A 24,748-nucleotide genomic window follows, 5' to 3' on the forward strand; every position below is an offset into this window, starting at 1 on the left:
GTTATTATTTTTCATAAAATGGCAAGTTCAGCACACTGTCTCTCTTCTTGTTGGCTTAAAACAGAGGTGTTTGTCATCAATCTGGCTCACTAAAGTGAACGATTAATGAGATTGTACAGAAGCAGTTATAAAGATTCATATAGCTGTTTTAAAGAAGAAGGATCCATTTCAACAGGATTGTTAAGCATGTTAGGAGCGAAGCTTTTTTTCACAAGTTGATCAAGTTGCTTCTCAGAAGTAACACCAACATCTTCAAGCGTCATACGAAATCCCATTTCTTTTTTCATTTTATCAATTCGATTGGCCAAATCATCAGCATTAGTAAATCCTAACCGTTGACTAAAGTTTTGGAGACGCTCTCGCACTTTCTCATCATCGCTTTGACTATTTAATCGCCAAAAAGCTGCTAATGTAAAAGCGCATGCTTCTCCATGGGGAATATTATAATCTTGGGTAAGCGGGTAAGAGCAAGCATGGGCTGCAGCTGTTTGTGTTAAATTGAAAGCAAGTCCTGCTGTGACAGATGCAAAACTCATATTTGATCGGGCCTCTAAATTATTTGGTTCATGAAATGCTGTTAATAAATGATCAAATACTAATTGCGCCGCTTTTTCAGCCATTATATCCGTATAAGGCTGGTGTCTTTTATTGTAAAATGCTTCTAAAGCGTGAGCGAGCACATCTATGCCGCTTGTTGCCGTGACACTCGGAGGGCAACTGACGGTTAGTTCTGGGTCTATCAAGGCATATTTCGGATAAAAATACGGACTGGCTAAAGGTCTTTTTATTCCTTTTTCAGGGTCTGTCAAAACTGAGACAGAAGTAATTTCACTCGCTGTACCCGAAGTTGTAGGAATGGCGATTAAAGGAATTGACGGATGCTGAATCGGTTTCTTATTGTAGAAAAATTCCTTTGTCAAAAAATCTGTAGTGGCGACATAACAAGCCACTTTTGCACAGTCTAAAATACTTCCTCCGCCGAGGGCAACTGCAAAATCGTATGCCTTTTCCCGTAAAATGTTTGCACAGTTATCCGTATTTTGTAGCGTAGGATTAGGCTGAATGTCTGAAAAAATTTCTTTTATTTTGCCTTTTGATAATTTCATCATTTTTTCTGCAGTGCCATTTTTAACTAATGAGGGAGTGCTAATTAATAGTCCGCGTTTAAACTGGAACTTTTCGATGATTTCTGGGATTTTGTTGATTTTTCCTATTCCAAATTCAATAGGAACTGGCAATTCATAGTAAAAGTCTTGCATTTTATTTCACTCCTTACGCTAGTGCAGACAAACATTCTTTTTCGAACTGTTGTAAAGTTTGTTCAAAAAGGTCCATCGCTTCATGAATTTGACGTTCTGTAATAATCAGTGGAGGAGCGATAATGACGCTTGATTCGTGGGAATAGGTGTAAAAACCGTTGGAAATTAAACGTTGAACAAATTGACTCATGAGACCCGTTGGATCTTTTCCGTAATCCATCCCATATTGAATGAGTGGCTCTTTCGTGACTTTATTTTTCACTAATTCAACCGCGGCAAATAAACCGATATGACGGACTTCACCAACTGAAGAATAATCAAGCAATTTTTTTAAACGGCTTTTCAAAGTTTTTCCTACTGTCTCAGCATTTTTGAAAAGATTTTCTTCTTCATAAATTTGTATGTTAGTACATCCAATGTGTGTACATATCGTATGTCCACTATAAGTTAATCCGGTCATTAGAATATTTTCATCAAAATAACGTGCCACTTTATCGCTTACAATCACCCCTCCAAGAGGCGCATAACCAGATGTAACGCCTTTAGCAAAAGTAATGATGTCCGGTTGGAAATCAAAATGATTTACTGCAAAAGGCTTGCCTGTTCTACCGAAACCGGTCATGACTTCATCACAGATCATTAAAATGCCGAATTCGTCGCAAAGGGCACGTACGCCTTCTAAATAACCTTTCGGAGGAATTAAGACCCCGTTACTTCCAGGGATCGTTTCTAAAACAATTGCCGCAATGGAATGGGGACCTTCATATAAAATTTGATTTCTTAATTTATCTAAATAGTAAGCTGTAGCTTCTTCTTCGGAGTCAAAGTCGATGACTTCTCTATATAAATAAGGAACTTCAAATTTGATAAAGCCCGGTATACCCGGTTCAGCATAAAATCGACGGCTTTCGCCAGTGAGATTACCGGCTCCGAAAGTAGCCCCGTGGTATGAACGATATCTAGAAAAAATTTTGTAACGTCCTGTCACCATTTTAGCGATTTTAATAGCATGGTCGTTTGATTCCGCCCCACCGGAAGTGAAAAATACTTTTGACATATTAGGTGGTGATAATTCAATAATCTTTTTCGCTAATTCCGATTTAGGTTTTGTCGCAAAGGAAGGGGAAGCAAGGGGATAGTTACGAATTTGTTGGAAACTCTCTATCATTTTAGGATGTTGATGGCCTACGTTTAAATACACTAATTGCGAACACATATCAAAGTAACGTCGCCCATTCTCATCCCAAAAATATACACCTTCTGCTTTTGTGATCACTTTCGGATTTAAGCCCTTCTGTTTTGACCAAGAATGTAAAACATACTTTGAATCATCACTTTTGATTTGTAGTAATTCATCCACTTTACATGACCCCTTTAATTGATATGATGAATAGATTTTGATGTCATCATATCAACGGGAAAAGTTGAAAACAATGAATATTATGACAAATTATATTGTGCACTTGCACAACATATCTAACCTTTCTCCCCAATCCAAAAACGTATTTCATATTTAGTTTTAAACGTGAAGGTGCGCCAGCGCCAGTAAAAGTGGGAGATGAATGGTGGTCGATCAAGTCTTGCACCATTTCTAAAACTTTGTTTCGATTCTCACTGAATACGTCCATCAACCGATGAACACGCTGTATGTCGATGGTGAATGATTCTCGATTGCCAAGGGTTGGAAAAATGGCAAACTAACGAAAAGGCTTTCTACACAAAGGCATCACATCAATTAACGAAACGGTATGACGGCGTGGTGAATGAAGATCTCAACATGAAGGGAATGTCACAAGCCCTTCATTCGGCAAAAGTGTTGCTGATCATGCGTCGGGGATGTTTATGACATTGCTCCAATATAAATTAGAAGAACAAAGTAAGAAACTGATCACAATCGACCAGTAGTTTCCATCATCCAAAACGTATTCGTGTTGCGGTCAAGTCAAGGAGTCGCTATTGCTTTCTGGGCGAACCTTTCGCTATGAATGGGGATGGAGCGTCAATGCGGCGATCAATATAAACATAATTAGCGATAGCCTAACTTGACCGCAAACCGTGATACAAACGGGGATCGCTCTTCCCGTCATGAGATGGGATGGTCCGAGAAGCTCCCACCACTAGCGTTAACGTTGATGGTGGGAGCATGTCACTTATTCTGATTTAAAATATTTTCAATCATAAAAGCGACGCTCAAATTAGTGCGGGCAAACGTATTATTTAAATCTACATCTAATAACGTTTCAATTTTACGAATTTTATATGTGACCGTATTTCGATGGATAAAGAGTCGTTTGCTAATCTTATTTGCACTGCCGTTTTCTTCAAGGAAAATTCTTAAAAAGTCAACAAAATCTGTTTCATGCAGCTCGTCATATAAATAGAGAGGACCGAGCATATCTTGGTGAAATGTTTTAAGAATTGAATGATCTGGTACACTTAAAATAATTTTGTAGGCTCCGATTTCTTTGTACTTAAAGATAAATGGATTTCGATGTTTTTGTGATAAAAATATCACAGTTAGAGCTTCATTATAACTTTTAGACATTTTCCCTAGAGAATTATAAAAATTGCCCATGCCAATGATTAAATTTAATTCTCCGTCCTTCTCAATGACCTTATTATAGATTTTCTCAACAGTTTTAGAAAAAGGAATTCTGTTAGTTTTCACCTTTGCTTTATCAATTAAAAAAATGAGTTGATTGTCATGTTTTAAAGATAAAAAATCATGATAGCGGTTCTGAAATTCATAGAGGATAATGTCAAAATATTGATTAATGGATTTTTTATTATTTTTTGTTGTGCAAACGATAATGCCTAATTCTGCCCCTTTGGATATTCCTCTTTTTTGCAACTGTTTTTCAACAAGCTGTTGGAGATGTTTAAAGCGAAACAATAAATTGTATAAAATTTTTTCCTCCTCTTGATGCATAGTCACTTCTTTTTGAGCCATCGATATAAAGGCGAAGGTTTTTTTTAACAAATCAGCTACCCTGTACTTCCATTCCATTTGAATAAGGGGGAAATGATTGTTATCTGCAAATTCTATGATCGATGGAGGAACTTCAGGAATATATGGTCCCACATTTATAATGACCCCCGCCACTTTTTTATCAAAAGAACGTTTTACCAAGCGTTCTAGCATTTGAGTATTATTTTTCATTTGTATGCCTGTTGTAACGATTAACTCGTTCGCTCGACAAAATTGAATTAAATCATCGCTTTCAATCACATTGATGCCGGACAATTTACGGTTTAAACCATCTTTTCCTGCAATTAATTGAAGATGTTGAAATTCAGGTGCGAGAAGAAGATGTCGAATTGTCGTCATAATAACCTCCTCCAATTATCATGTTAATAAATATGACATATAATATATGCAAATGCATAATTTTTTTTATATTATTTTACATATACTATCAGAATAATATCCATTAAAATATTCTCAAACGGAATATATGTTAAGTTAAATAACATGGAAAGTGAGGGAATACAAGATGTATACATGTAATGCTGAGCGTTTAAAAGAAACTATCGAACAATTTAGTAAATTCGGAGCGACAAAAAACAACGGAGTCACAAGACTTTCTTTGTCAAAAGAAGATATTCAAGCAAGAGACTATTTTTGCGAATGCTGTAAAGCGCTAGGCATGGAAATAAAAGTAGATGATATGGCCAATATTTATGCGACTTTGCCCGGGAAAAAAGACCTTCCCCCAATTGTAATGGGATCCCATTTAGATTCTGTAGAAAAAGGGGGACGCTTTGACGGTGTTTTAGGAGTTTTAACGGCACTGGAAGTTGTTCGAACGATAAAAGAAAACAACATAGAATTGGATATTCCTGTAACGATTGTCAACTTCACGAATGAAGAAGGAGCTAGATTTGATCCTGCGATGATGAGTTCGGGAGTTCTTACAAACAAATTTGATAAAGAAAAAATGCTCCAATCGACTGATAAAAACGGGATCACCTTTGGTGAAGCTCTAAAGGAAAGTGGTTATGAAGGCGATGTTGAAAATCGATTAAAAGAAGCTTTAGCTTTTATAGAACTTCACGTTGAGCAAGGGCCGGTGTTAGAAACGGAAAGTAAAACGATTGGCGTCGTAGAAGGCGTGTTGGGGATGGTTTGCTACGAAGTCACTGTTACAGGAGAGTCTGATCATGCGGGAACGACTCCGATGAGCATGAGAAAAGATCCCCTTTTTTTATCAGTAAAACTCTTATCTTCAATCATTGAACAACTAGGAACAGTAAATGAAGAGTTAGTTTATACCGTTGGACGAGTCTTGGTTACACCAAATATTCATACCGTCATTCCAAATAAAGTAACGTTCACAGTAGAAGCTCGGCACAAAGAAGAAGAAAAAATTAAGCAAGTAGAAGATATTTTACAATCTTTGCCTAAAGAAGATAATGGTTGTACTGTTAAAGTCGAAAAACTTTGGGGGCGGGATACGGTTGTATTTGATTCGGACTTATGCGATCAAATCGAACAAGCGAGCAACAAATTTGGTTATTCGTCTATAAGGCTGTACAGTGGTGCTGGTCATGATGCTCAGTTTATTGCTAGTATCATTCCTTCCGCAATGATATTTGTTCCAAGTATTAACGGAAAAAGTCATTGCGAAGAAGAGTTCACACCGTATGAAGATTGTGCAAAAGGGGCAGATGTATTGCTTGAAACAGTATTAAATTTACAAAAGAAATTTTCTTTAGAAGAAAGCAAATCATAAAAATGATCGTTTTCAAGCCGTTTAAGTAAATGTGGATGGTAAAAAAATATTAAACTGGATAATTTAGAATATTCAAAAATATCCAAATGTTAAATGCTGAATGTGCCAAGATAGAAGTACACATTTGTAAGATGCAAACTGGGAAATTGCATTTAATCTGTCAGACGACGGGAGGTGGTATCCTCTAAACTTATGAAGTTTGAACAAACGGTTTGTGCAGCGGCACATGGAGTTATGTCGTTCCCATCAACAGAGGAGAATTTTAATATGGCAACGCCGTTAGTTCATAGAAAAACTTAAAAAAAGATTTTTTTCAAAATAGAGAAGGGGGTTGTCTATGATGAACGTTTCACTTTCTGATTTAGAAAAAAACTTTCACGAAGTCGAAAAGGGTTTAACCGACCGAGAAGCAGTGGAAGAAGCTAACCGATGTTTATATTGTTATGATCCGCCTTGTGTTAAATCTTGTCCAACAGGAATTGATATTCCTTCTTTTATCAAAAAAGTGGCAACTGGGAACTTGAAAGGATCAGCAAAAAAAATTATGTTGTCTAATCCTGTTGGTGCTAGCTGTGCAAGGGTATGTCCAACAGAGGAGTTGTGTGAAGGTGCTTGTGTTTTGAATCATTCCACTAAGCCGATCATGATTGGAAAATTACAACGCTATGTGACGGACTGGGCGATCCGGAATGAAGAAGTATTATTTAAAGCTGGAAATAAAAACGGAAAAACAGTGGCTGTTGTCGGTGGTGGTCCTGCAGGATTATCGGCTGCTAGAGAATTAGCGAGAATGGGATATACTGTTACCATTTTTGAAGCGGAAAAGGAAGCGGGAGGACTTAATACGTATGGCATCGTTTCCTTCAGGCTTCCGCAAGAAGTATCGTTTTGGGAAGTGAATCAAGTCAAACGTTTAGGAGTAGAAATTCGCACTAATATGCGGGTAGGAAAAGATATTTCTGCTAAGGAAATTTTGGACCAGTATGATTCAGTTGTTTTGGCTGTCGGTATGGGAAAAGTTCCGCAGTTAGGTATTGAAGGTGAGGACTTGGATGGAGTATATGATGCCATTGAATTTGTAAAAGAGACGAAAACAAAAGAATTGACTGACAAGCTAGTAGGAAAAAGAGTTGCTGTCATTGGTGCCGGAAACACTGCGATTGATGGTGCCACTTGTGCGGTGCGTTTAGGAGCAGAAAATGTAAAAATTTTATATCGTCGTACAAAAGAAGAAATGACAGCGTACGATTTTGAATACGAGTTTGCAAAACAAGAAGGCGTGGAATTTCGTTGGTTAACTGCACCGAAGCGGATTGTTGGTGATGAAAATGGAAAAGTGACTCATATCGAATGTGTCCGTATGAAGTTAGAAGAGCCAGATGCAGACGGACGACGTCACCCTGTTCCCATTGAAGGATCGGAGTTCACGATGCGAGTGGACGTAGTGATTAAAGCAATCGGTCAGACACGTCACGTTGATCTTATTGAGGAATTTGGATTAGAGCATGATGATGGCGTGGTGAAAGTGCATCCAGGAAAATATCAAACATCCAATCAAAAAGTGTTTGCTTGTGGTGATGTCATTTTTGATAAAGGAAAAGGTGAAGCAATGGTTGTCACTGCTGCACAACAAGGGAAAGAGACAGCATATGCTCTACATCAATATTTAACAAAAGCAGTGAGTGAAACTGCTTAATGATTAGCTATTTTTAGCAAAGGGGGACAAGAAAATGGCGGATTTAAGCATTAATTTAGCAGGTATCAAATCTCCTAATCCATTTTGGCTTGCTTCTGCACCTCCAACCAATTCCGGCTATCAAGTGCAAAGAGCGTTTGAAGCTGGTTGGGGTGGTGCGGTGTGGAAGACGCTCGGCGAACCGATTTTGAACGTATCATCCCGATTTGCAGCTTTAAGCTTTAATGGGCAGCGTGTAGCGGGTTTTAACAATATTGAGTTGATTACAGATCGTCCGCTTGAAGTAAATTTAAAAGAAATTTATGAAACAAAAAAGCGTTTCCCAGATCGAGCTGTGGTGGCATCTTTAATGGTTGAACCAAAAAGGGAAAAATGGCATGAAATCGTGAAAAAAGTAGAGGATGTAGGAGTGGACGGTCTTGAACTAAATTTTGGCTGTCCGCACGGAATGGCGGAACGGGGAATGGGGTCAGCTTCAGGACAAGTACCTGAACTTGTGGAAAAGCAAACGTATTGGGTGAAAGAGGTGGCACAGACACCTGCCATCGTCAAGTTGACTCCTAATATTACAGACATTACTGCAACGGCGGAAGCGGCTGTTCGGGGAGGAGCCGATGCCGTCAGCATGATCAATACGATCAATAGCTTAATGGGAGTTGATCTAGACACATGGAATACGATTCCGCATGTTGCAGGAAAGGGGACACATGGAGGTTATTGCGGTCCCGCTGTTAAACCGATCGCTTTGAACATGGTTGCAGAGTGTGCCCGAGACCCGTATATTCGTGTACCGATTTCTGGAATCGGCGGCATCTCCACTTGGAAAGATGCAGTGGAATTTATGCTGATGGGTGCAACCGGTGTGCAAGTCTGTACAGCAGCTATGCATCATGGCTTCCGTATTGTTGAAGACATGATTGAAGGGCTGAACAATTATTTGGATGAAAAAGGAATCGCCTCTGTTATGGACATTGTCGGAAAATCCGTTCATAAATATTCCGATTGGGGAGATCTCGACCTTAATTATAAAGTAGTTGCTCGCATTAACCCAGATGTTTGCATTAATTGTAATAAATGTCACATCTCCTGCGAAGATACTTCACATCAATGCATTGATATTTTAAAGAATGAAAATGGAGAAGAGTATTTGAAAGTGCGGGAAGAAGATTGTGTAGGATGTAATTTATGTTCGATCGTTTGTCCGGTGGACGGTGCAATTGACATGGTTGAAATTCCAGTTGAACATCCACCTATGACATGGAAAGAGAGACAAGCAGTCATTGGCAATCTCAGTAACTGTAATATTGACATAAAATAAGCTTTTTTAGTCAAAGGAGGATGAATGTAAAAATGACAAAAATTATAAAAAATGGAACGATTGTTACCGCAACGGATATGTATGAAGCAGACTTGCTTATTAAAGATGAGAAAATTGCGATGATTGGTCAAAATTTAGAGGAAACAGGCGCTGAAGTGATTGATGCAAAAGGTTGTTATGTATTTCCGGGTGGTATTGATCCCCATACCCATTTGGATATGCCGTTCGGAGGTACGGTGACAAAGGATGATTTCGAATCCGGGACAATTGCAGCAGCTTTTGGTGGAACAACGACCGTCATCGATTTTTGTTTAACAAATAAAGGAGAGCCGTTGAAAAACGCCATTGAAATTTGGCATAACAAAGCGAAGGGAAAAGCAGTTATTGATTACAGTTTTCATTTAATGATTAGTGAAATTACAGATGAAGTGTTGGAAGAACTACCGAAAATCATTGAAGAAGGAATCACATCTTTTAAAGTGTTTATGGCTTATAAAAATGTATTTCAGGCAGATGATGGAACGTTATACCGCACGTTGATGTCTGCCAAAGAGCTTGGAGCGCTTGTTATGGTTCATGCGGAAAATGGCGATGTAATTGATTACTTGACGAAAAAAGCGCTCGAAGAAGGGAATACGGATCCAATTTACCACGCGTTAACACGGCCACCGGAATTGGAAGGCGAAGCGACAAATCGGGCATGTCAGTTAACAGAGCTTGCCGGTTCCCAACTTTATGTTGTTCATGTAACGTGTGCGCAAGCGGTTGAAAAAATTGCACAAGCTCGCGATAAAGGTTTAGATATATGGGGAGAAACGTGCCCTCAATATTTGGTGCTCGATCAATCATATTTAGAAAAACCTAATTTTGAAGGCGCGAAATACGTTTGGTCTCCTCCGCTTCGCGAAAAATGGCATCAAGAGGTGTTATGGAACGCATTGAAAACCGGTCAGCTTCAAACGTTGGGATCTGACCAATGTTCGTTTGATTTTAAAGGACAAAAGGAACTTGGTCGAGGAGATTTTACGAAAATTCCAAACGGAGGACCGATTATTGAGGACCGAGTCAGCATCCTTTTCAGTGAAGGAGTGAAGAAAGGAAGAATTACTTTAAACCAATTTGTCGATATTGTGTCTACAAGAATTGCCAAATTGTTCGGGTTATTTCCCAAAAAAGGAACTATTGCAGTAGGTTCTGACGCAGATTTAGTAATTTTTGACCCGAATATTGAAAGGGTAATTTCAGCTGAAACACACCATATGGCTGTTGATTACAATGCGTTCGAAGGAATGAAAGTAACGGGTGAACCGGTATCCGTTTTATGTAGAGGTGAATTTATTGTCCGTGATAAACAACTTGTGGCAAAGCCAGGCTATGGACAATTTTTAAAACGTAAAAAATATAGAACGACGTGAAAAATACAGAATTTTTCCAAGTTACTGATAAATTGAAAAAATTAGAAATTTTTAAAAGGAGTGATATGATGAGCAATAAATCTAATTATTTAAAGTCCCCGGACCTTTTACCGGTACCTTACAACCGAAAAACTATTGGAAAATTAGGATTTGCTTTTATTTGGGTAGGGATGGCGGTAGTACTTGCAGCATTTGCGATCGGTGGTGCTGGGGTTCAAAATTTATCTCTTTTTTGGGTCATTTTAGCAACTGTTATTGGCTCAATTTTAATTGGTTTATGTATGACGATTATTGGCGATATCGGTATTGAGCATGGATTATCATTTCCTGTGTATATGAGAGCGCCATTTGGGACGATTGGCACACATATTCCTTCTTTGATTCGTGGTTTTGCAGCTTCCTGCTGGTTTGGCATTAATACGTATTTTGGCTCAACGGCTATGAATGGGATATTAAATATTTTATTTGATTTTGATAATTGGTTAATATGCTATATAATATTTGCTCTTGTACAGTTAATTAATACAGCATTGGGAATTAAGGCGATTGAACGTTTTGCAGATCTGGCTGCACCAGTTATTATCATTATTTCAGTTTGGATGTATACAACTTTGTCGGACAAAGCATTGGAAGAAGGACACCATATTTGGTCATGGGTGGAACATCCGGTTACTGGCGGAGCAGCTGTCACAGCCTTTATCATCGTTATTATGAGCAATATGGGATTTTGGTCTACACTGGCTGCAGATATGCCCTCCATATCAAGATTTATTAAAGCACCAAAATATGAAAGAAATTGGTTTAAGCGAAATCAAGCATCAATTATTGGTAATATAGTAGCTTTGACGATTACACAAACATTTATGGTAGTTATTGGCGCGGTTTCCTATATTGCGCTTCAAAATTATGATCCGGTTTTTGCACTTCAACAATCGGCCGACGGTTTGATTCTTGGAATTCTTTTGCTTATGATTGTTCTGGCACAATGGTCTACCAATACATCCGCAAACGTTGTTCCAGCAGCGACAATTTTTTCTAATGTTGGAGGTCCGAAATTCCCGTTTTGGGCAGGGGTATTTACTGCGGGTATTATCGGAACGATGGTACAGCCTTGGAGTTTATTTAACATCATTATTCCGGCACTGTTAATTTGCGGAGGCATATTGTCAGCCATAGTAGGGATTTTATTTGCAGACTATTATTTATTGCGCAAGCGTCGTGTTAATGTGTATGACCTTTATAACGATCATGGGCAGTATCGCTATTTCAAAGGGTTTAATCTTGCAGGATTTATTGCTTGGACTATTGGTGGAACCGCAGCTTCTCTCCTCATAAACTATTCGTTTGTGGTCGGATTCGTCGTCGGTGCAGTATGTTATTATTTCTTAGCAAAGTACTGGTGGTTTCAAAAATATAAACAAGCTGAAATTGAAGATCCAGATGATGAAAAATATTTAGGAATAACAGTTGGAAGGGATTGGATCATAGATGAAGAACCGATAGAAGCCTCTGATGTCGTTACCGTAAGTACGAATGCAAATAAGGGTGTCAATATATAACACCAAATAGCACGATCAAAATGAATTATTCTCAAAATCACAATATTTATCAAATTATTTACAAAAATATACTACAGTTGTTTTGTTTTCCGCTGAGGTGGGGATATACTCCACCATTCTCACTTATCGTGGGTGCAGGACGAAGGAATGTGTGGCTTTCAGTCTATAAGATAAGCGATTGAGAGTATTGTGAAGATTTAATTACATCAAATGGGTTGTTAGTATCCTCTAGTAGCAAATAAATGACTGTGAATTAAGCATTTATAAGAAATCGAGAAATCAAAGAGATAATTGCGCTTTATTGAGGGAGGTATGTCGATGTCTTCACATCAAGAATTTCTGGAAGAAAAGGATAAAATTGATTATTTGCTTCAACAAGGGTACTATATAAAAACTGTTAGAGAAAATTTAAGTGGAGCTTTCGTCGAATTCGAATTAAAAATTCCAGACCCTTCAGGTAAAAAGGACGCTACTCAAATACTGCATATTAAAAATGCGGATGCTCGTAAGTATTTTTCATCCTTATTAATGAAACAAGCTCAGTAGTTTACTTAAGAGAATTGTTTCAAGAGATGAATATAAATTTTTACATGCATTCACATTCAAACAAAAAGAAATATGAAGACAGACACATGAGACATGTGTGGCCGTGTGTTTTGCAGGTCGTTCTAAATGAAAAAGCAGGTTCCCGGTAAGGGGTCAACCTGCTTCTTTTGGTGCGCCCGGCATGGGTGTAATCTATAGGGTGAAAGTCCCGAGCTGCGAAGGCAGAAGTAGCAGTTAGCTTAACGCAAGGGTGTCCGTGGCGACGCGGAATCTGAAGGAAGCGAGCGGCAAACTTTAAGGTCTCTCGGAACACGAACTTCATATGAGGCTAGGTATCACTGGGTGAGTTTGCGCAACAAAACAAAGCCCTTTCTGCCGAAGGTGATACAGAGTAAATGAAGCAGATGGATGGAAGGAAAGATTACACTCTTACCCGGGGAGGTCTGGCTGGCACGCCAAGTAACCTTGGTAACCTATCTAGTGATAGATAGCTGAACAGTCAGAAGTCAGCAGAAGTCATAGTACTCTTTCAAGCTCGAGATGGAAGAGGAAGGACTGAACAATTAAGGAGAACGAATCGCTAGGCGTTCATCTTCTGTGTGGAAGCAGACAATCCGATAGGACTTACTTGAAGGAGGAAGTGGTGAATCCCACGGGGGACTTCAAGAGGGTGGAGCAGAAGATGGCACAAATAGAAGAATTCGTTCACGTGGAGAGGATATCAATGTTGATGGAAATGATTTTGTCACGGGAAAATCTCCTGGCGGCACTGAAACGAGTCGAACAGAATAAAGGAAGTCACGGAGTAGATGGCATGTCCGTAAAAGACCTACGAAAACACCTCTACGAAAATTGGGACTCCATTCGACAGTCGTTGAGAGAAGGAACCTACAAGCCCTTACCCGTCCGTCGAGTCGAAATCCCGAAACCGAACGGTGGAGTAAGGCTTCTAGGGATCCCTACCGTGACGGATCGTTTCATCCAACAAGCGATTGCCCAAGTGTTGACGAAAATTTTTGATCCGACCTTCTCGAACCATAGCTATGGTTTCCGCCCAGGCAGAAGGGGACATGATGCGGTTAGGGAAGCAAAGGGTTATATCAAAGAAGGATATCGTTGGGTAGTCGATATAGACCTAGAGAAATTCTTTGACAAGGTGAATCACGACAAACTGATGGGGATCTTGGCGAAAACGATCAAAGATCGAATTCTACTGAAGGTAATTCGCCGGTATCTTCAATCAGGCGTGATGATCAATGGAGTGGTAATGGAAACGGACATGGGAACGCCTCAAGGCGGCCCGCTTAGTCCACTTTTATCAAACGTCATGCTTCATGAATTGGATAAGGAGCTTGAGAAACGTGGACATAAGTTTGTTCGGTATGCGGATGACTGTAACATCTATGTGAAAACAAAGAAAGCAGGAATTCGTGTCATGAACTCCATTACGAACTTTATCGAGAAGGAGTTAAAGCTCAAGGTAAATAAAGAGAAATCGGCGGTAGACCGTCCTTGGAAACGGAAGTTTCTTGGTTTCAGCTTCACACTCAATAAGACTCCAAAGGTACGGATTGCGAACGAAAGTGTGAAACGTTTGAAGAACAAGATCCGTGAAATTACATCAAGGTCGAAACCGCATCCAATGGAGAAAAGGATTGAGAAACTGAACAAGTATTTAATGGGATGGTGCGGATATTTTGCCTTGGCAGAAACACCAAGTAAGTTCAAAGAATTTGATGAATGGATTAGACGAAGGCTTCGGATGTGTTTGTGGAAAGAATGGAAAACCCCGAAAACAAGAATTCGGAAACTCAGAGGATTAGGAGTTCCAAGCCATAAAGCATTCGAATGGGGCAATACACGCAAGAAATATTGGCGGATTGCCTGCAGTCCCATTCTACACAAAACCCTAGACAACTCCTATTGGAAGCATCGAGGGTTAAGAAGTCTATTCGAAAGATATCAAGCACTACGTCATACTTAATGGAACCGCCGTATACCGAACGGTACGTACGGTGGTGTGAGAGGTCGGGGGTTAGTCACGGGATATACTCCAACAATTCTTGAAAGCGATATGGAAATTTTACAAAATGCCAAGCCGGATTTTATTGCTTTTAACTATTATACTTCGCAAACAGTAGCAGCAAGCGAAGGAAATGAAGAAGATGTGAAGCAAACAGGAGATCAGCATATTACGGTTGGGGAACCGGGAGTTTATAAAGGAGCCTCCAATCCGCATTTAAAGAAAAATGAATTTGGCTGGGAAATTGATCCAGTCGGGTTTCGGACAACATTAAGAGAAATATATGACCGCTATCATTTGCCATTGATTGTCACTGAAAATGGATTAGGCACCATCGATCAATTGGAAGAAGGCGATGTTATAAACGACACATACCGAATTGAATTTTTAAGAAACCATATCGAACAAATGCAATTAGCGATTAGTGACGGTGTTGAAGTGTTCGGTTTTTGTCCTTAATGTAGACATTATCAATATGAGTTTTGGGATTCAAAAAGATGATGCAAGATTACGTGCTGCAGTAGAAAAGGCCATTAACCATGATATTATCATAGTTGCTGCAGCTGGGAATACACTTGGTTTATATACTGAATACCCTGCAAAATATGAAAGTGTTTTGTCTATTTCAGCAATCGATAAAAATATGAAAATTTATAAATACGCGGCGAAAGGAAAAATTGATTTTGTTGCTCCAGGTGTAGATATTGTTGCTATAAAGACTGGAAAGCTATCACATCAAAAAGAATTAAGTGGTACCTCTTTTGCAACGGCATATGCCACAGGCATTATTGCGAGCCTCTTAAACAATAAAGAAATTCATAAGGAAACAGTCCATAAAGATTTATTGGAATATTCGAAAGATTTGGGTGAAAGTGGCTGTGATGATTTATATGGATGTGGATTATTAACATTAAATCATCGAAAATAAGAAGGAAAAGTATGAAAAAACTGATATTAAAGTTACTTATAGTAACTTTATCGATATCGGCAATATTACCGGGATTTGCTAGTGCTGAATCTAATGAAAATATACCTGTAAGTGACACAAATACTGTATTAGTTGAAGACATTACTGGTGTTGAGTATGAAGTAGATGTTGAGGAAGAACTTGGATTAGATTTAGCAGAAGATATTGAAATGACAGCAACAGAAATCTCTGACGAGGAAGTGGTTGTTTCTACAGAAGTAGAAAATGAAGATACATCCATTGATACCGAATTGTTTGTGAATAGTGAATCTGGTGAAATAACGCTTTCAGGACATATAGAGTTAGAGAATGGAGAAATCATTACTCAACATTTTGATGTAGTGTTGCAAGAAATTGACGGCACCGATTTTATTGCAACACTCATTGATCAAGATACCGGAGAATCTTACCAGATCAATACCATTGATGCTCAAGCTTCGGTTCTGCCGGCGGTTATAATCGGAGTAGTTGCAAAACATGGAATCAAGTATGCCATAAAAAAATTTGGAAAAAAACTTATCGTTAAGTCGATAAAAAGCTCTAAAGCCGTTCTTAACACATTTGCAAAGGCAGCCGTTAAAGCAGCAAAAAGTAAAGTTTCCAAATTCAATGTAAGTAATAAGCATTTAAAAAATGCTGAAGGTAATTTTTCTAAATTCAATACTACTGATAAAAGCCAGATACGTAATTGGGTTAAAGAAGGATTAAATTCTAAGAACGCATCGTATTCTTTAAATCCAGAGGTAGAAACAAAAAAATGCGGATTTGTCATTTGTAGTTATAGCCAGCCTTGGTAAAGTAATAGGTACAAAAGGTCAGAAAAAAAATTAAAATAGTAGTAGGGTGGAATGGTAAAGTATGGACAGCTTATCCAAGCAAATAGAATTTCTCTATCAGTTTACAACTAATCAATCGTATATTCCAAAGGGATGGGAAAAAGACTCAGCTATCGTGCTTAGAGTTAGTGGAGATTTTGACATAAAAGTAGATGGAATCTCCTATTTCCGAGATGATATCGCATTGTTGGAGTTTTATTTATACCTAGAGAGATGGCTCGCCATTATCGAAAGTGGCAAATATGATATCCCGGAATTTCATTATTATACTCTTGAAATTGACGAAGATGAGCCGTTGATTTCAATCATTCCTTTTGACAATAACGATAAGGCTCGACTCACTTCTATTTGGAGAAAGGAACCGTTTGATCCTGTATTTAAGATGGATTATATAGTGAACCGATTGACAGATTTACGCGATCAATTAAAAAAAGATATCGAGGCACATTATAACATTTCAGTAGAACCGTTTATTGATAAATTTCCCATTAGAGCTTTAGCTGTCATCGATAAAAAGAGAGGCAAGACGAAATGGTTTTAGTATTCTGTAAAAAATTAGGAATACAAATCCTTTAGAGTATAGGAACAGTAAAACTGATCAACGGAGACAAAGTGTCGAGCTTTCTTTTGGAAGGCGTATATCGCCAATCGATTCGAGGATATTACAGATTTTGGAGGATGGCGTTCCTATTGCCGAAAAGAAGCGGAAATCATAATGGCAAAAGTGGCTGTCAAATTAGTCGATTTTTTCGGCTTATAGGTGCCCTTTCGATATTCAATGTTTATGTTTTTCGTTTCCAAAAGATTTTGGCTTCTGGACAACTTCTTTTCCTATGTTTCGTATCTTGTTTATGTCCTTCGGGAATCTTATGAAGGACTTTTTCTATGTGCGCTATTTTCATTCTGTCCTTCAAAAGTTATGACGGACATTCAGTATACGCAATTTCCTTTTTTTTATTTCATCACCTCCATGAAGGACGTTTATAAATTTTATTAGATTATTTTTGTCCTTCACAGTGGCATTTCTTCAAAATCCATCCTCAGTTCGGATTCTAAAATCAAATCAGTGAACCTTTAAAAAAAGGTTTCTGCCTTTTTGTTCATCTCAACATTTATTAAATGGAGAGATGCTTCCAAAAGTTTGAACAACTTTTGTGAAGTATCCTGTTTTAATTATGTGGTTTAAATATTTTTAACATAGTTTTCATATCATCATTGTCACTAACGATGTTTCACTTGTGAGTTAGACAGAAATTTAAAACGATTACTGAACTTTTTTCTTGTTTGATCCGTATTAAAAGATGAGAGGAGGAAAATACATGACGTTGAAGCTAGAGCAAGTGACGAAAAAATTTGGCGATTTCACCGCTGTGGATAAGCTGTCTTTATCCATTCCGGAAAAAGAAATGTTTGGTTTTTTAGGGGCAAACGGTGCCGGGAAAACGACAACATTTCGCATGATTTTAGGGCTGCTGGCACCAACTGAAGGAACCATTACATGGAATGGAGAAAAAATTGATTATAGCACGAGCCCGTATATCGGATATTTGCCCGAAGAGCGGGGATTGTACCCGAAATTAAAGGTAAAGGATCAGATTGTCTATTTAGCCAGATTAAGAGGGATGAACAAAAAAGATGCGCTGAAGGAGCTGGCAAATTGGCTCGAACGGTTTAAAGTGCCGGAGTACGCTGAAAAAAAAGTCGAAGAGCTGTCGAAAGGAAACCAGCAAAAAATTCAATTTATTGCTGCTGTCATACATAAACCGAAGCTGCTCATCTTGGATGAACCGTTTAGCGGATTGGATCCGGTCAATGTTGAGCAATTGAAAGAGGCTGTCATTGATTTGAAAAATGACGGTACATCCATTGTGTTTTCCAGCCATCGGATGGAGCACGTTGAGGAATTATGTGAACATTTATGCATATTACATAGGGGAAGCCCTGTAGTTCATGGGTCGCTCAAAGAAATTAAACGTTCCTTTGGCAAAAAAAATCTCGTGATTCATGCGGATTTTGATCTCAATTTCTTGAAGAATTTCCCAGGTGTCATAAAAGCCAAGACAACAGTTGAAGGGATTCAATTGCAAATTGAAAGAGAAGAGACCGCACAACAATTGTTACAGGAGATTGTCGATAAAGGATTTATTCGCAAATTCCAAATAGAAGAGCCTTCATTACATGATATTTTTATAGAGAAAGTGGGTGCGGCCTATGCATAACTTTTGGACTGTTTTGTTCCACACTTATTTTACCAAACTAAGATCGAAGCAATTTATCATTTCCACGGTTATTACATTGCTTATTATTCTAGTTTTAGGAAACATATCAAAAATTATCGATTTTTTTAATTCTGGTGAAAATCAAGAACGCCTTGCAGTCATTGATCAATCAAATTCTTTATTTGAACCGTTTAAAGAGCAATTGAAAGAAGTTAATCCGGACATTCAATTGCAAAAAACTAATGCTTCCGAAGAAGAGCTGAAAAAGAATGTATTAAATGATGAGATCAAAGGGTATCTCGTTTTATCTTTAAATGATGAAAACCGGCCGATGGCGGTATATAAAGCAGCGTCTCTTGCAGACTCAACCGTTCCAAACGATTTGCAATATGCCCTCCAACAGGTGAGCATGGTATGGACAGCAGGTCAATTGAAATTAACGCAAGAGGAACTGATGAAGCTGAATGCGCCAGTATCTTTTGAAATGGAAGCGTTGAATGCCAACGCAAAAACGGTGGAAGAATTGAATCAAGCGAGAGGTCTCGTATATGTACTTTTATTTGTAATATATTTTGCAGTGATCATGTATGCAAATATGATTGCGATGGAGGTAGCAGTAGAAAAATCTTCTAGAGTGATGGAAATTTTAATTTCCAGTGTTCCTCCTATTACACAAATGTTTGCGAAAATTTTAGGTGTTGCTCTATTGAGTTTAACGCAGCTTGCCTTATGGCTTATTGTCGGCTACGTTTCCATTAAACAAAATTTAGAATCGATGGATGGAGGATTTTTCTCTTTCTTTGGATTCCAAAACACGTCGTTGTCGACCATTCTATATGCAGTCATTTTCTTTATTTTAGGCTATTTATTATATGCGACGATGGCTGCCTTTCTAGGCTCGCTGGTCAGTCGTATAGAAGATGTTCAGCAGTTGATCACTCCGATGATTTTAACGGTTGTGGCGGGCTTTATGCTAGCGATATTTGGTTTGAGCAATCCGGAAGCTTCCTATGTTACGATCACATCATACATTCCGCCGTTTACCCCGATGCTGATGTTTTTGCGGGTTGGAATGCTGGATCTTCCAATTTGGGAGCCGCTTTTAGGAATCGGTTTATTAATAGCATCCATTGCTATATTAGCTGTCTTTGGGGCAAGAGTTTACAAAGGCGGCGTATTGATGTACGGAAAATCCAATGCGCTTAAAGATATTAAAAAAGCTTTGCAGCTATCGAAAAATAAATGAAGAAGACATTACGCAAAATGGTTTTCTTTTGATTTTGAGCAGATAATAATATACGTAGCAAGCAGCCCGATTCCTATATACTAGAAGTTTGGCTGCTTAATTTTTTGGAAGCTTTGATAATGATGAAAATGAGTCAATTTCTGCGCAGTATTTTTTCTCAACTACCGAAGTTGGGGGATCTCCCTTTTGCATTTTCGATTATTCCTGCAAATATTCGCTTCTTGACGATGTGATTTTTAATAGTAAAGAGAAAATCCCCAGTCAATCAAGACATTTATTGTAATTGAAAGCGGTTTAAAATTTTTTGAAGATGTATGACAGCATCGGAAAGAATAACCGATTCCTTTGCAAGCTCATGGATCCCTTCAATATGTTCCTCCAATGCTGCCGTTGTTTCGTTGACTGTGTTGGTGAAATCATGTGCGATTAAGTTTACATTTTCTATTAAACCTTTTAAATTGTTGCCGTTTTCACGAATGTTTATGACGTTTTCTCGATTATGCTTTAACAGAGAATGAATGTCTGAAAACATTCGCTTAAATGTCTGCATGCTTTCTTTTGTTCCAGATATAGACAAGGAAGCTTGATCAACACTTTCTTCATTTTTTTTGACGGCAGTAACGGCATGAGCTAAATCATTTCTCGTTTCTTCCAACGAAGATAAAATTTTAGCCGCAAAAGAATTTGTATCATCTGCCAGTTTGCTCACTTCTGCAGCTACAATCGCAAAGCCTTTTCCAGATTCACCTGCTCTCGCTGCTTCAATGGAAGCATTTAATGCTAAAAGGTTCGTTTGCTTGGCAATTGCTGTGATCGCAGAAGCCATTTCCATCGCTTGATCCGCTTTTTTGGATACCATTTGGATGAGGGAAGTTGCCTTTTTCGTGTCATTTTCAATATTTAGCATAAGCTGTTCCGTTTTTTCAATCATTTGTTGTCCTTCATCTGCTGAACGCATCGTTGATTGAGCGTATTCAACAACACGTTCAATTTCCGATCCCATATTTGATACACCTTCTATCATCGAATTTGCCAGTTCGCTAACTTTTTTAAACGAATCGGTCTGCTGTTTGGAGCCTTCGCGGAACACTTCCATTGTTGCAGCAACTTCATCAAAAATTTCCGATAAGCGATTCGCTTCTTTTTTTTGATCTTGACTGACCTTCTTGACAGTTTTGACGGCATTGGCAAACTCGCTTAAAATCGACCGGATTCCAAAAATAATTTTATTAATTTCATAACCTATTTGATGAAACTCATTGCGTTTGCCGACAATATCTACTTCGACATGAAGGTTGCCTGATGATACAGTACGAGTGACGTTATACCATTGTCTAAGATTAGAAGTGAACGAGCGGTAAACAAAGAAGCTGTTTACTGCACTGGCGCAAATAGTTACGAAAAATAAAATAATTGCTTGACGAAAAGATAATTGCATAAATAAAGCTGTCATGAGGCAAAGAAAGCTTGGCAAAAACGATAGCATGGCAAAATTCATTTGCAAGTACGGGCGATGAATGAGTCTTCCTAACCGGATATTATAACGTTTTCCAGTACTGTCTGTAACGAGCGGACAGCTCGCATCAACAAGAATTTCTCCTGTATCACGGATATACAGCTGCAAAAGCGGTTCTTTTGTTGTAGCGGCTTTTTTGCCGACCTCATCCGAAAATACTCTTCCTTCACGAAGGCGATTGGTATGTAGCGGAGAATATCCTGTTTCATCTACGACCAAAAAATATTCGTCTTGGCCCAGCCTTTCATCGAACGTTTTTCGAATTTTGTCGAGCTGTTCGGTTAGCGGAAGCTGAGGATCTAGCTGTTTCTTAATGATATCGCTTACATTCACGACTTTTTTGAGTGCTTGTTGAGCAGCTTTTTTCTTTATTAAACGGCTCATACTTCTCCCTCCCCTTACTACAAATGTATACCCCATTTACAGAATTTTCAATAATTATTTGCTAAAAATTTAATTTCTAGTAAAAAAGGAACAAATGTTCTATTTTTATAGATTCAAAATTTAGTATTTGATATAATGAAAATGCAATAGAACGGTAGACTCAAGGGTGGTTGGCATTTACCCCGTACAGAAAGGGGGTGTGCCGATGACAGTATTCGAAGCGTTAATGTTTGCAATCAGTTTTTCAAGCCTTATAATTACAATGCTGTCAAATCCGCAAAAAAAATAATCCACCCTTGAGTTGATAGCAGTGGTGGATTATTTTTTACCTGCTGCCTGATCCCCTTGAAGGGAACCGTCTGTTGCAGGACCAAGGGTGTCGCAGCACCTTTGGTCGTCTGGTTGTTGATGCAATTTTTCAACTTCATTATACATTATTCCCCTCGTCTTGTAAAAGAGAGCCACTATATGATTCTGCTTGATTATATTCCCTTCATATTTTGATCCTTTTTATTATGTTGATTTACCTTTTATTTTTCCCTTGAGTGAAAAATCCCAAAATAATAGACGTGAAATCAACAAGTAAACAATATACATTTCAAATCTTAGCTATAAATAAAATATTCAAAACAAAAAAACAAAAATAAAAAAATATATTCAATAATAAACAATCATATGTTATATTTAAAATAAATAAAAACAAAAATGGAGGTCAACAGATGGTCAAAAGTTTGTGGGATTCAGAAAAAGCTAAAAAATTGTCGGAAGGTTTGGAACAATTAGTCTACCGTTCCAATTTAATCGGAGCTGATCGCGCTGTATGCAACTGGGGCGGAGGCAACACTTCAATGAAAACAATTGAAAGCGATTTCCGCGGCCGTGAAATTGAAGTCATGTGGGTAAAAGGAAGCGGTTCAGATTTAGCGACAATGAAAGCGCACAATTTTACAGGACTTAAATTGGACGATATCCGCCCGCTTATAGAACGAGATGAAATGTCCGACGAAGAAATGGTAGCTTATTTATCTCATTGCATGATTGATCACAAGCATCCACGCCCTTCGATTGAAACTTTGCTGCACGCATTTCTTCCGTTTAAGCATGTTGATCACACGCATCCTGATGTGATTATCAGCATTTGCTGTGCGGACAACGGAAAGCAAATTGCTGAGGAGATTTACGGCAACCGATTTGTTTGGGTGCCTTACGTGCGTCCTGGATTTACGCTTTCCAAAATGATAGCTGAAGGCGTGAAAAACAACCCGAATGCTGAGTTAGTGTTGATGGAAAAACACGGCTTAGTCACATGGGGCGATACGTCAGAGGAATGCTATGCAAAAACGATTTCTATTATTAATGAAGCTGAAAACTATATTAAAGAGCGCATCGATGAAGAAAAAGCATTTGGCGGATTAAAATATAAAGTCCTTTCCAAAGATGAAAGAAAAGAAATTCTAGCGGAAATATTGCCAGTTATTCGTGGTGCTGTGAGCGATGAAAGAAAAATGATTTTGACTTGGGATGACGGAGAGGATGTTCTTCAGTTTGTTAACAGCCGAAACGCAAAGGAACTTTCTCAAATAGGCGCAGCATGCCCTGATCATTTAGTGCACACGAAGCGGGTTCCTTTATATATTGAATGGGATCCGCAAACAGAAAACAAAGAGCAATTAAAGGAAAAAATAAAAGAAGGAGTTTCCAATTATAAAAAAGATTACAAAGCTTATTTTGAGCGAAACAAAAACGAAGGGGACAAAATGTTTGAAGCTGCCCCTAGAGTAATCTTAATTCCTGGTATTGGAATGGTGAATACAGGGAAAAACGAAAAAATGTCAAGGATCAGCGGAGCTCTTTATCATCGCGCCATTGCTGTCATGAAAGGGACAGATGCGCTCGGGAAGTTCGTCTCATTAAACGAAAATGAGTCTTATAATGTAGAATATTGGCCGCTTGAGCTCTACAAATTAACGCTTGCTCCGCCAGAAGCAGAATTTTCGCGCAAAGTGGCTTTTGTCACAGGCGGTGCAGGAGGAATTGGCAGTGCGACGTGCCGCCGTTTAGCCAGCGAAGGCGCACATGTTGTCATTGCTGATTTAAACATCGAAGGAGCAGAGGAAAAAGCTAAAGAAATTAACGAAAAATATGGTGAAAAACGTGCAATTGCCGTCAAAATGGACGTAACAAAAGAGGAAGAAGTGCAAGCTGCCTTTAAAGAAGCTGTCCTTGCCTTCGGCGGAGTCGATATTATTGTCAACAACGCTGGACTTGCTACATCCAGTCCGTTCGATGAAACAACTTTGCAAGAATGGAATTTAAATATGAACGTTCTTGGTACAGGATACTTTTTAGTAGCTCGCGAAGCGTTTAAACAAATGAAGGCGCAAGGTATTGGCGGGAATATGGTATTTGTTGGCTCGAAAAATTCAATTTATGCTGGAAAGAATGCGGCTGCTTACAGTGCTGCAAAGGCGCTTGAAACTCATTTGGCAAGATGTATTGCTGCTGAAGGCGGCCAATACGGAATACGTGTAAACTCCGTTCTTCCGGATGCCGTTCTTCAAGGCTCTGCAATATGGGATTCCAAGTGGCGTGAAGAGCGTGCAAGAGCTTATGGAATTTCACCGGATGAATTAGAAGATTATTATAAAAAACGAACAACATTATTAGTAAATGTGTATCCTGAAGACATTGCAGAGGCGATTGCATTTTTTGCATCTTCTAAAGCTGAAAAAACAACCGGATGCATGATCACAGTTGACGGCGGTGTTCCAGCGGCATTTACTAGATAATCTTTCAACAATACAAAAGAGCAATAGCCTATTGGCCATTGCTCTTCATGAAAATTCTCCACATAACAGTTATCGGTTATTATAACGAATTCGTGAATAAGAAAGATTTAAACATTGCAGCAGGTCATCCCCCTTCAACAACGTACGGAGACTTAACCATCAGGAGGCTTTCGGAAAGTGGAAAAGGGCATAAAAAACCTTTTCCGTTTATAGATGCGTAGGGAATAAAAAACTGCTTTTTT

Annotated in this window: 18 protein-coding genes and 1 pseudogene; 15 read left to right on the forward strand and 4 right to left on the reverse strand. The window is 38.6% G+C overall.

The features are described 5' to 3' along the window. Nucleotides 1–125: 125 nt before the first annotated feature. From NSQ44_RS02920 to NSQ44_RS02930, 3 genes are all read right to left on the reverse strand, one after another. A complete protein-coding gene (locus NSQ44_RS02920) occupies nt 126–1,259 on the reverse strand; it encodes an iron-containing alcohol dehydrogenase family protein (RefSeq protein WP_340854822.1) in 1,134 nt (377 codons plus the stop codon). Nucleotides 1,260–1,272: 13 nt separating this feature from the next. Next, nucleotides 1,273–2,619: an aminotransferase class III-fold pyridoxal phosphate-dependent enzyme gene (locus tag NSQ44_RS02925; protein ID WP_340854823.1), complete on the reverse strand. Its 1,347-nt coding sequence runs from the start codon at nt 2,617–2,619 to the stop codon at nt 1,273–1,275. Nucleotides 2,620–3,405: 786 nt separating this feature from the next. Then, the gene (locus tag NSQ44_RS02930) at nt 3,406–4,587 is read right to left on the reverse strand and encodes a PucR family transcriptional regulator (RefSeq protein WP_340854825.1); all 1,182 of its coding nucleotides are present in this window, start codon (nt 4,585–4,587) and stop codon (nt 3,406–3,408) included. 166 nt (nt 4,588–4,753) lie between these two features. Here NSQ44_RS02930 and NSQ44_RS02935 point away from each other — a divergent pair, with 166 nt between their 5' ends. The 13 genes and pseudogenes from NSQ44_RS02935 to NSQ44_RS02995 all read left to right on the forward strand — a co-directional run bounded on the left by NSQ44_RS02935 (nt 4,754) and on the right by NSQ44_RS02995 (nt 19,817). Continuing rightward, nucleotides 4,754–5,992 carry a Zn-dependent hydrolase gene (locus tag NSQ44_RS02935; RefSeq protein WP_340854827.1) on the forward strand — a complete coding sequence of 413 codons (1,239 nt, stop codon included), beginning with the start codon at nt 4,754–4,756 and terminating at the stop codon, nt 5,990–5,992. A 340-nt stretch (nt 5,993–6,332) separates the two neighbouring features. Then, on the forward strand, nt 6,333–7,688 hold the full coding sequence (locus tag NSQ44_RS02940; protein ID WP_094246434.1) for an NAD(P)-dependent oxidoreductase: 1,356 nt from the start codon (nt 6,333–6,335) through the stop codon (nt 7,686–7,688). Between the two features lie 34 nt (nt 7,689–7,722). Next, a complete protein-coding gene (preA, locus tag NSQ44_RS02945) occupies nt 7,723–9,006 on the forward strand; it encodes an NAD-dependent dihydropyrimidine dehydrogenase subunit PreA (protein ID WP_094245141.1) in 1,284 nt (427 codons plus the stop codon). A 32-nt stretch (nt 9,007–9,038) separates the two neighbouring features. Next, nucleotides 9,039–10,421 (forward strand): dihydropyrimidinase, encoded by a 1,383-nt coding sequence (hydA, locus tag NSQ44_RS02950; RefSeq protein WP_094245142.1) that lies wholly within the window; start codon nt 9,039–9,041, stop codon nt 10,419–10,421. A gap of 68 nt (nt 10,422–10,489) precedes the next feature. Continuing rightward, complete coding sequence (locus tag NSQ44_RS02955; RefSeq protein ID WP_340854830.1) at nt 10,490–11,980, forward strand: NCS1 family transporter; 1,491 nt, start codon at nt 10,490–10,492, stop codon at nt 11,978–11,980. A gap of 318 nt (nt 11,981–12,298) precedes the next feature. Further along, nucleotides 12,299–12,526, forward strand: a complete 228-nt coding sequence (locus NSQ44_RS02960; protein ID WP_094245144.1) for a hypothetical protein — start codon at nt 12,299–12,301, stop codon at nt 12,524–12,526. A 724-nt stretch (nt 12,527–13,250) separates the two neighbouring features. Then, nucleotides 13,251–14,510, forward strand: coding sequence for a group II intron reverse transcriptase/maturase (ltrA, locus tag NSQ44_RS02965; protein WP_340858100.1), 1,260 nt, complete (start codon nt 13,251–13,253; stop codon nt 14,508–14,510). A gap of 60 nt (nt 14,511–14,570) precedes the next feature. Then, a pseudogene (locus tag NSQ44_RS02970) lies at nt 14,571–15,005 on the forward strand (family 1 glycosylhydrolase); the annotation flags it as partial. Beyond that, nucleotides 14,980–15,477 carry a S8 family serine peptidase gene (locus tag NSQ44_RS02975; RefSeq protein ID WP_420534719.1) on the forward strand — a complete coding sequence of 166 codons (498 nt, stop codon included), beginning with the start codon at nt 14,980–14,982 and terminating at the stop codon, nt 15,475–15,477. The pseudogene NSQ44_RS02970 and the gene NSQ44_RS02975, both read left to right, overlap by 26 nt. An 11-nt stretch (nt 15,478–15,488) precedes the next feature. Continuing rightward, nucleotides 15,489–16,313, forward strand: a complete 825-nt coding sequence (locus tag NSQ44_RS02980; RefSeq protein ID WP_340854831.1) for an SAR2788 family putative toxin — start codon at nt 15,489–15,491, stop codon at nt 16,311–16,313. A 61-nt stretch (nt 16,314–16,374) separates the two neighbouring features. Continuing rightward, entirely contained in the window at nt 16,375–16,893 is a 519-nt protein-coding gene (locus NSQ44_RS02985) for a DUF7878 domain-containing protein (RefSeq protein ID WP_340854833.1), read from the forward strand. A gap of 778 nt (nt 16,894–17,671) precedes the next feature. Beyond that, nucleotides 17,672–18,571: an ABC transporter ATP-binding protein gene (locus NSQ44_RS02990; RefSeq protein ID WP_340854834.1), complete on the forward strand. Its 900-nt coding sequence runs from the start codon at nt 17,672–17,674 to the stop codon at nt 18,569–18,571. Then, nucleotides 18,564–19,817, forward strand: coding sequence for an ABC transporter permease (locus tag NSQ44_RS02995; protein ID WP_340854835.1), 1,254 nt, complete (start codon nt 18,564–18,566; stop codon nt 19,815–19,817). The genes NSQ44_RS02990 and NSQ44_RS02995 overlap by 8 nt, the downstream gene beginning before the upstream one ends. Before the next feature lie 274 nt (nt 19,818–20,091). Here NSQ44_RS02995 and NSQ44_RS03000 read toward each other — a convergent pair whose 3' ends face one another. Then, a complete protein-coding gene (locus NSQ44_RS03000) occupies nt 20,092–21,717 on the reverse strand; it encodes a methyl-accepting chemotaxis protein (protein ID WP_340854837.1) in 1,626 nt (541 codons plus the stop codon). Nucleotides 21,718–21,922: 205 nt separating this feature from the next. On the opposite strand from NSQ44_RS03000, the gene NSQ44_RS18950 reads away from it, so the two are divergent. Further along, on the forward strand, nt 21,923–22,006 hold the full coding sequence (locus NSQ44_RS18950; protein WP_375338799.1) for a putative holin-like toxin: 84 nt from the start codon (nt 21,923–21,925) through the stop codon (nt 22,004–22,006). 430 nt (nt 22,007–22,436) lie between these two features. Next, complete coding sequence (locus tag NSQ44_RS03005) at nt 22,437–24,506, forward strand: bifunctional aldolase/short-chain dehydrogenase (protein WP_340854839.1); 2,070 nt, start codon at nt 22,437–22,439, stop codon at nt 24,504–24,506. Nucleotides 24,507–24,748 lie beyond the last annotated feature (242 nt).

Origin of the sequence: Aeribacillus sp. FSL M8-0254 (genome assembly GCF_038008845.1) — a bacterium.
GTDB classification, from domain to species: Bacteria; Bacillota; Bacilli; order Bacillales; family Aeribacillaceae; genus Aeribacillus; species Aeribacillus composti.

Bases quoted from the DNA above. Each gene is read 5' to 3' on its own strand.
- NSQ44_RS02920 (WP_340854822.1), bottom strand. From the start codon at position 1,259: ATGCAAGACTTTTACTATGAATTGCCAGTTCCTATTGAATTTGGAATA.
- NSQ44_RS02930 (WP_340854825.1), bottom strand. From the start codon at position 4,587: ATGACGACAATTCGACATCTTCTTCTCGCACCTGAATTTCAACATCTT.
- NSQ44_RS02935 (WP_340854827.1), top strand. From the start codon at position 4,754: ATGTATACATGTAATGCTGAGCGTTTAAAAGAAACTATCGAACAATTT.
- NSQ44_RS02940 (WP_094246434.1), top strand. From the start codon at position 6,333: ATGAACGTTTCACTTTCTGATTTAGAAAAAAACTTTCACGAAGTCGAA.
- preA (WP_094245141.1), top strand. From the start codon at position 7,723: ATGGCGGATTTAAGCATTAATTTAGCAGGTATCAAATCTCCTAATCCA.
- hydA (WP_094245142.1), top strand. From the start codon at position 9,039: ATGACAAAAATTATAAAAAATGGAACGATTGTTACCGCAACGGATATG.
- NSQ44_RS02955 (WP_340854830.1), top strand. From the start codon at position 10,490: ATGAGCAATAAATCTAATTATTTAAAGTCCCCGGACCTTTTACCGGTA.
- NSQ44_RS02960 (WP_094245144.1), top strand. From the start codon at position 12,299: ATGTCTTCACATCAAGAATTTCTGGAAGAAAAGGATAAAATTGATTAT.
- ltrA (WP_340858100.1), top strand. From the start codon at position 13,251: ATGTTGATGGAAATGATTTTGTCACGGGAAAATCTCCTGGCGGCACTG.
- NSQ44_RS02980 (WP_340854831.1), top strand. From the start codon at position 15,489: ATGAAAAAACTGATATTAAAGTTACTTATAGTAACTTTATCGATATCG.
- NSQ44_RS02985 (WP_340854833.1), top strand. From the start codon at position 16,375: ATGGACAGCTTATCCAAGCAAATAGAATTTCTCTATCAGTTTACAACT.
- NSQ44_RS02990 (WP_340854834.1), top strand. From the start codon at position 17,672: ATGACGTTGAAGCTAGAGCAAGTGACGAAAAAATTTGGCGATTTCACC.
- NSQ44_RS02995 (WP_340854835.1), top strand. From the start codon at position 18,564: ATGCATAACTTTTGGACTGTTTTGTTCCACACTTATTTTACCAAACTA.
- NSQ44_RS03000 (WP_340854837.1), bottom strand. From the start codon at position 21,717: ATGAGCCGTTTAATAAAGAAAAAAGCTGCTCAACAAGCACTCAAAAAA.
- NSQ44_RS18950 (WP_375338799.1), top strand. From the start codon at position 21,923: ATGACAGTATTCGAAGCGTTAATGTTTGCAATCAGTTTTTCAAGCCTT.
- NSQ44_RS03005 (WP_340854839.1), top strand. From the start codon at position 22,437: ATGGTCAAAAGTTTGTGGGATTCAGAAAAAGCTAAAAAATTGTCGGAA.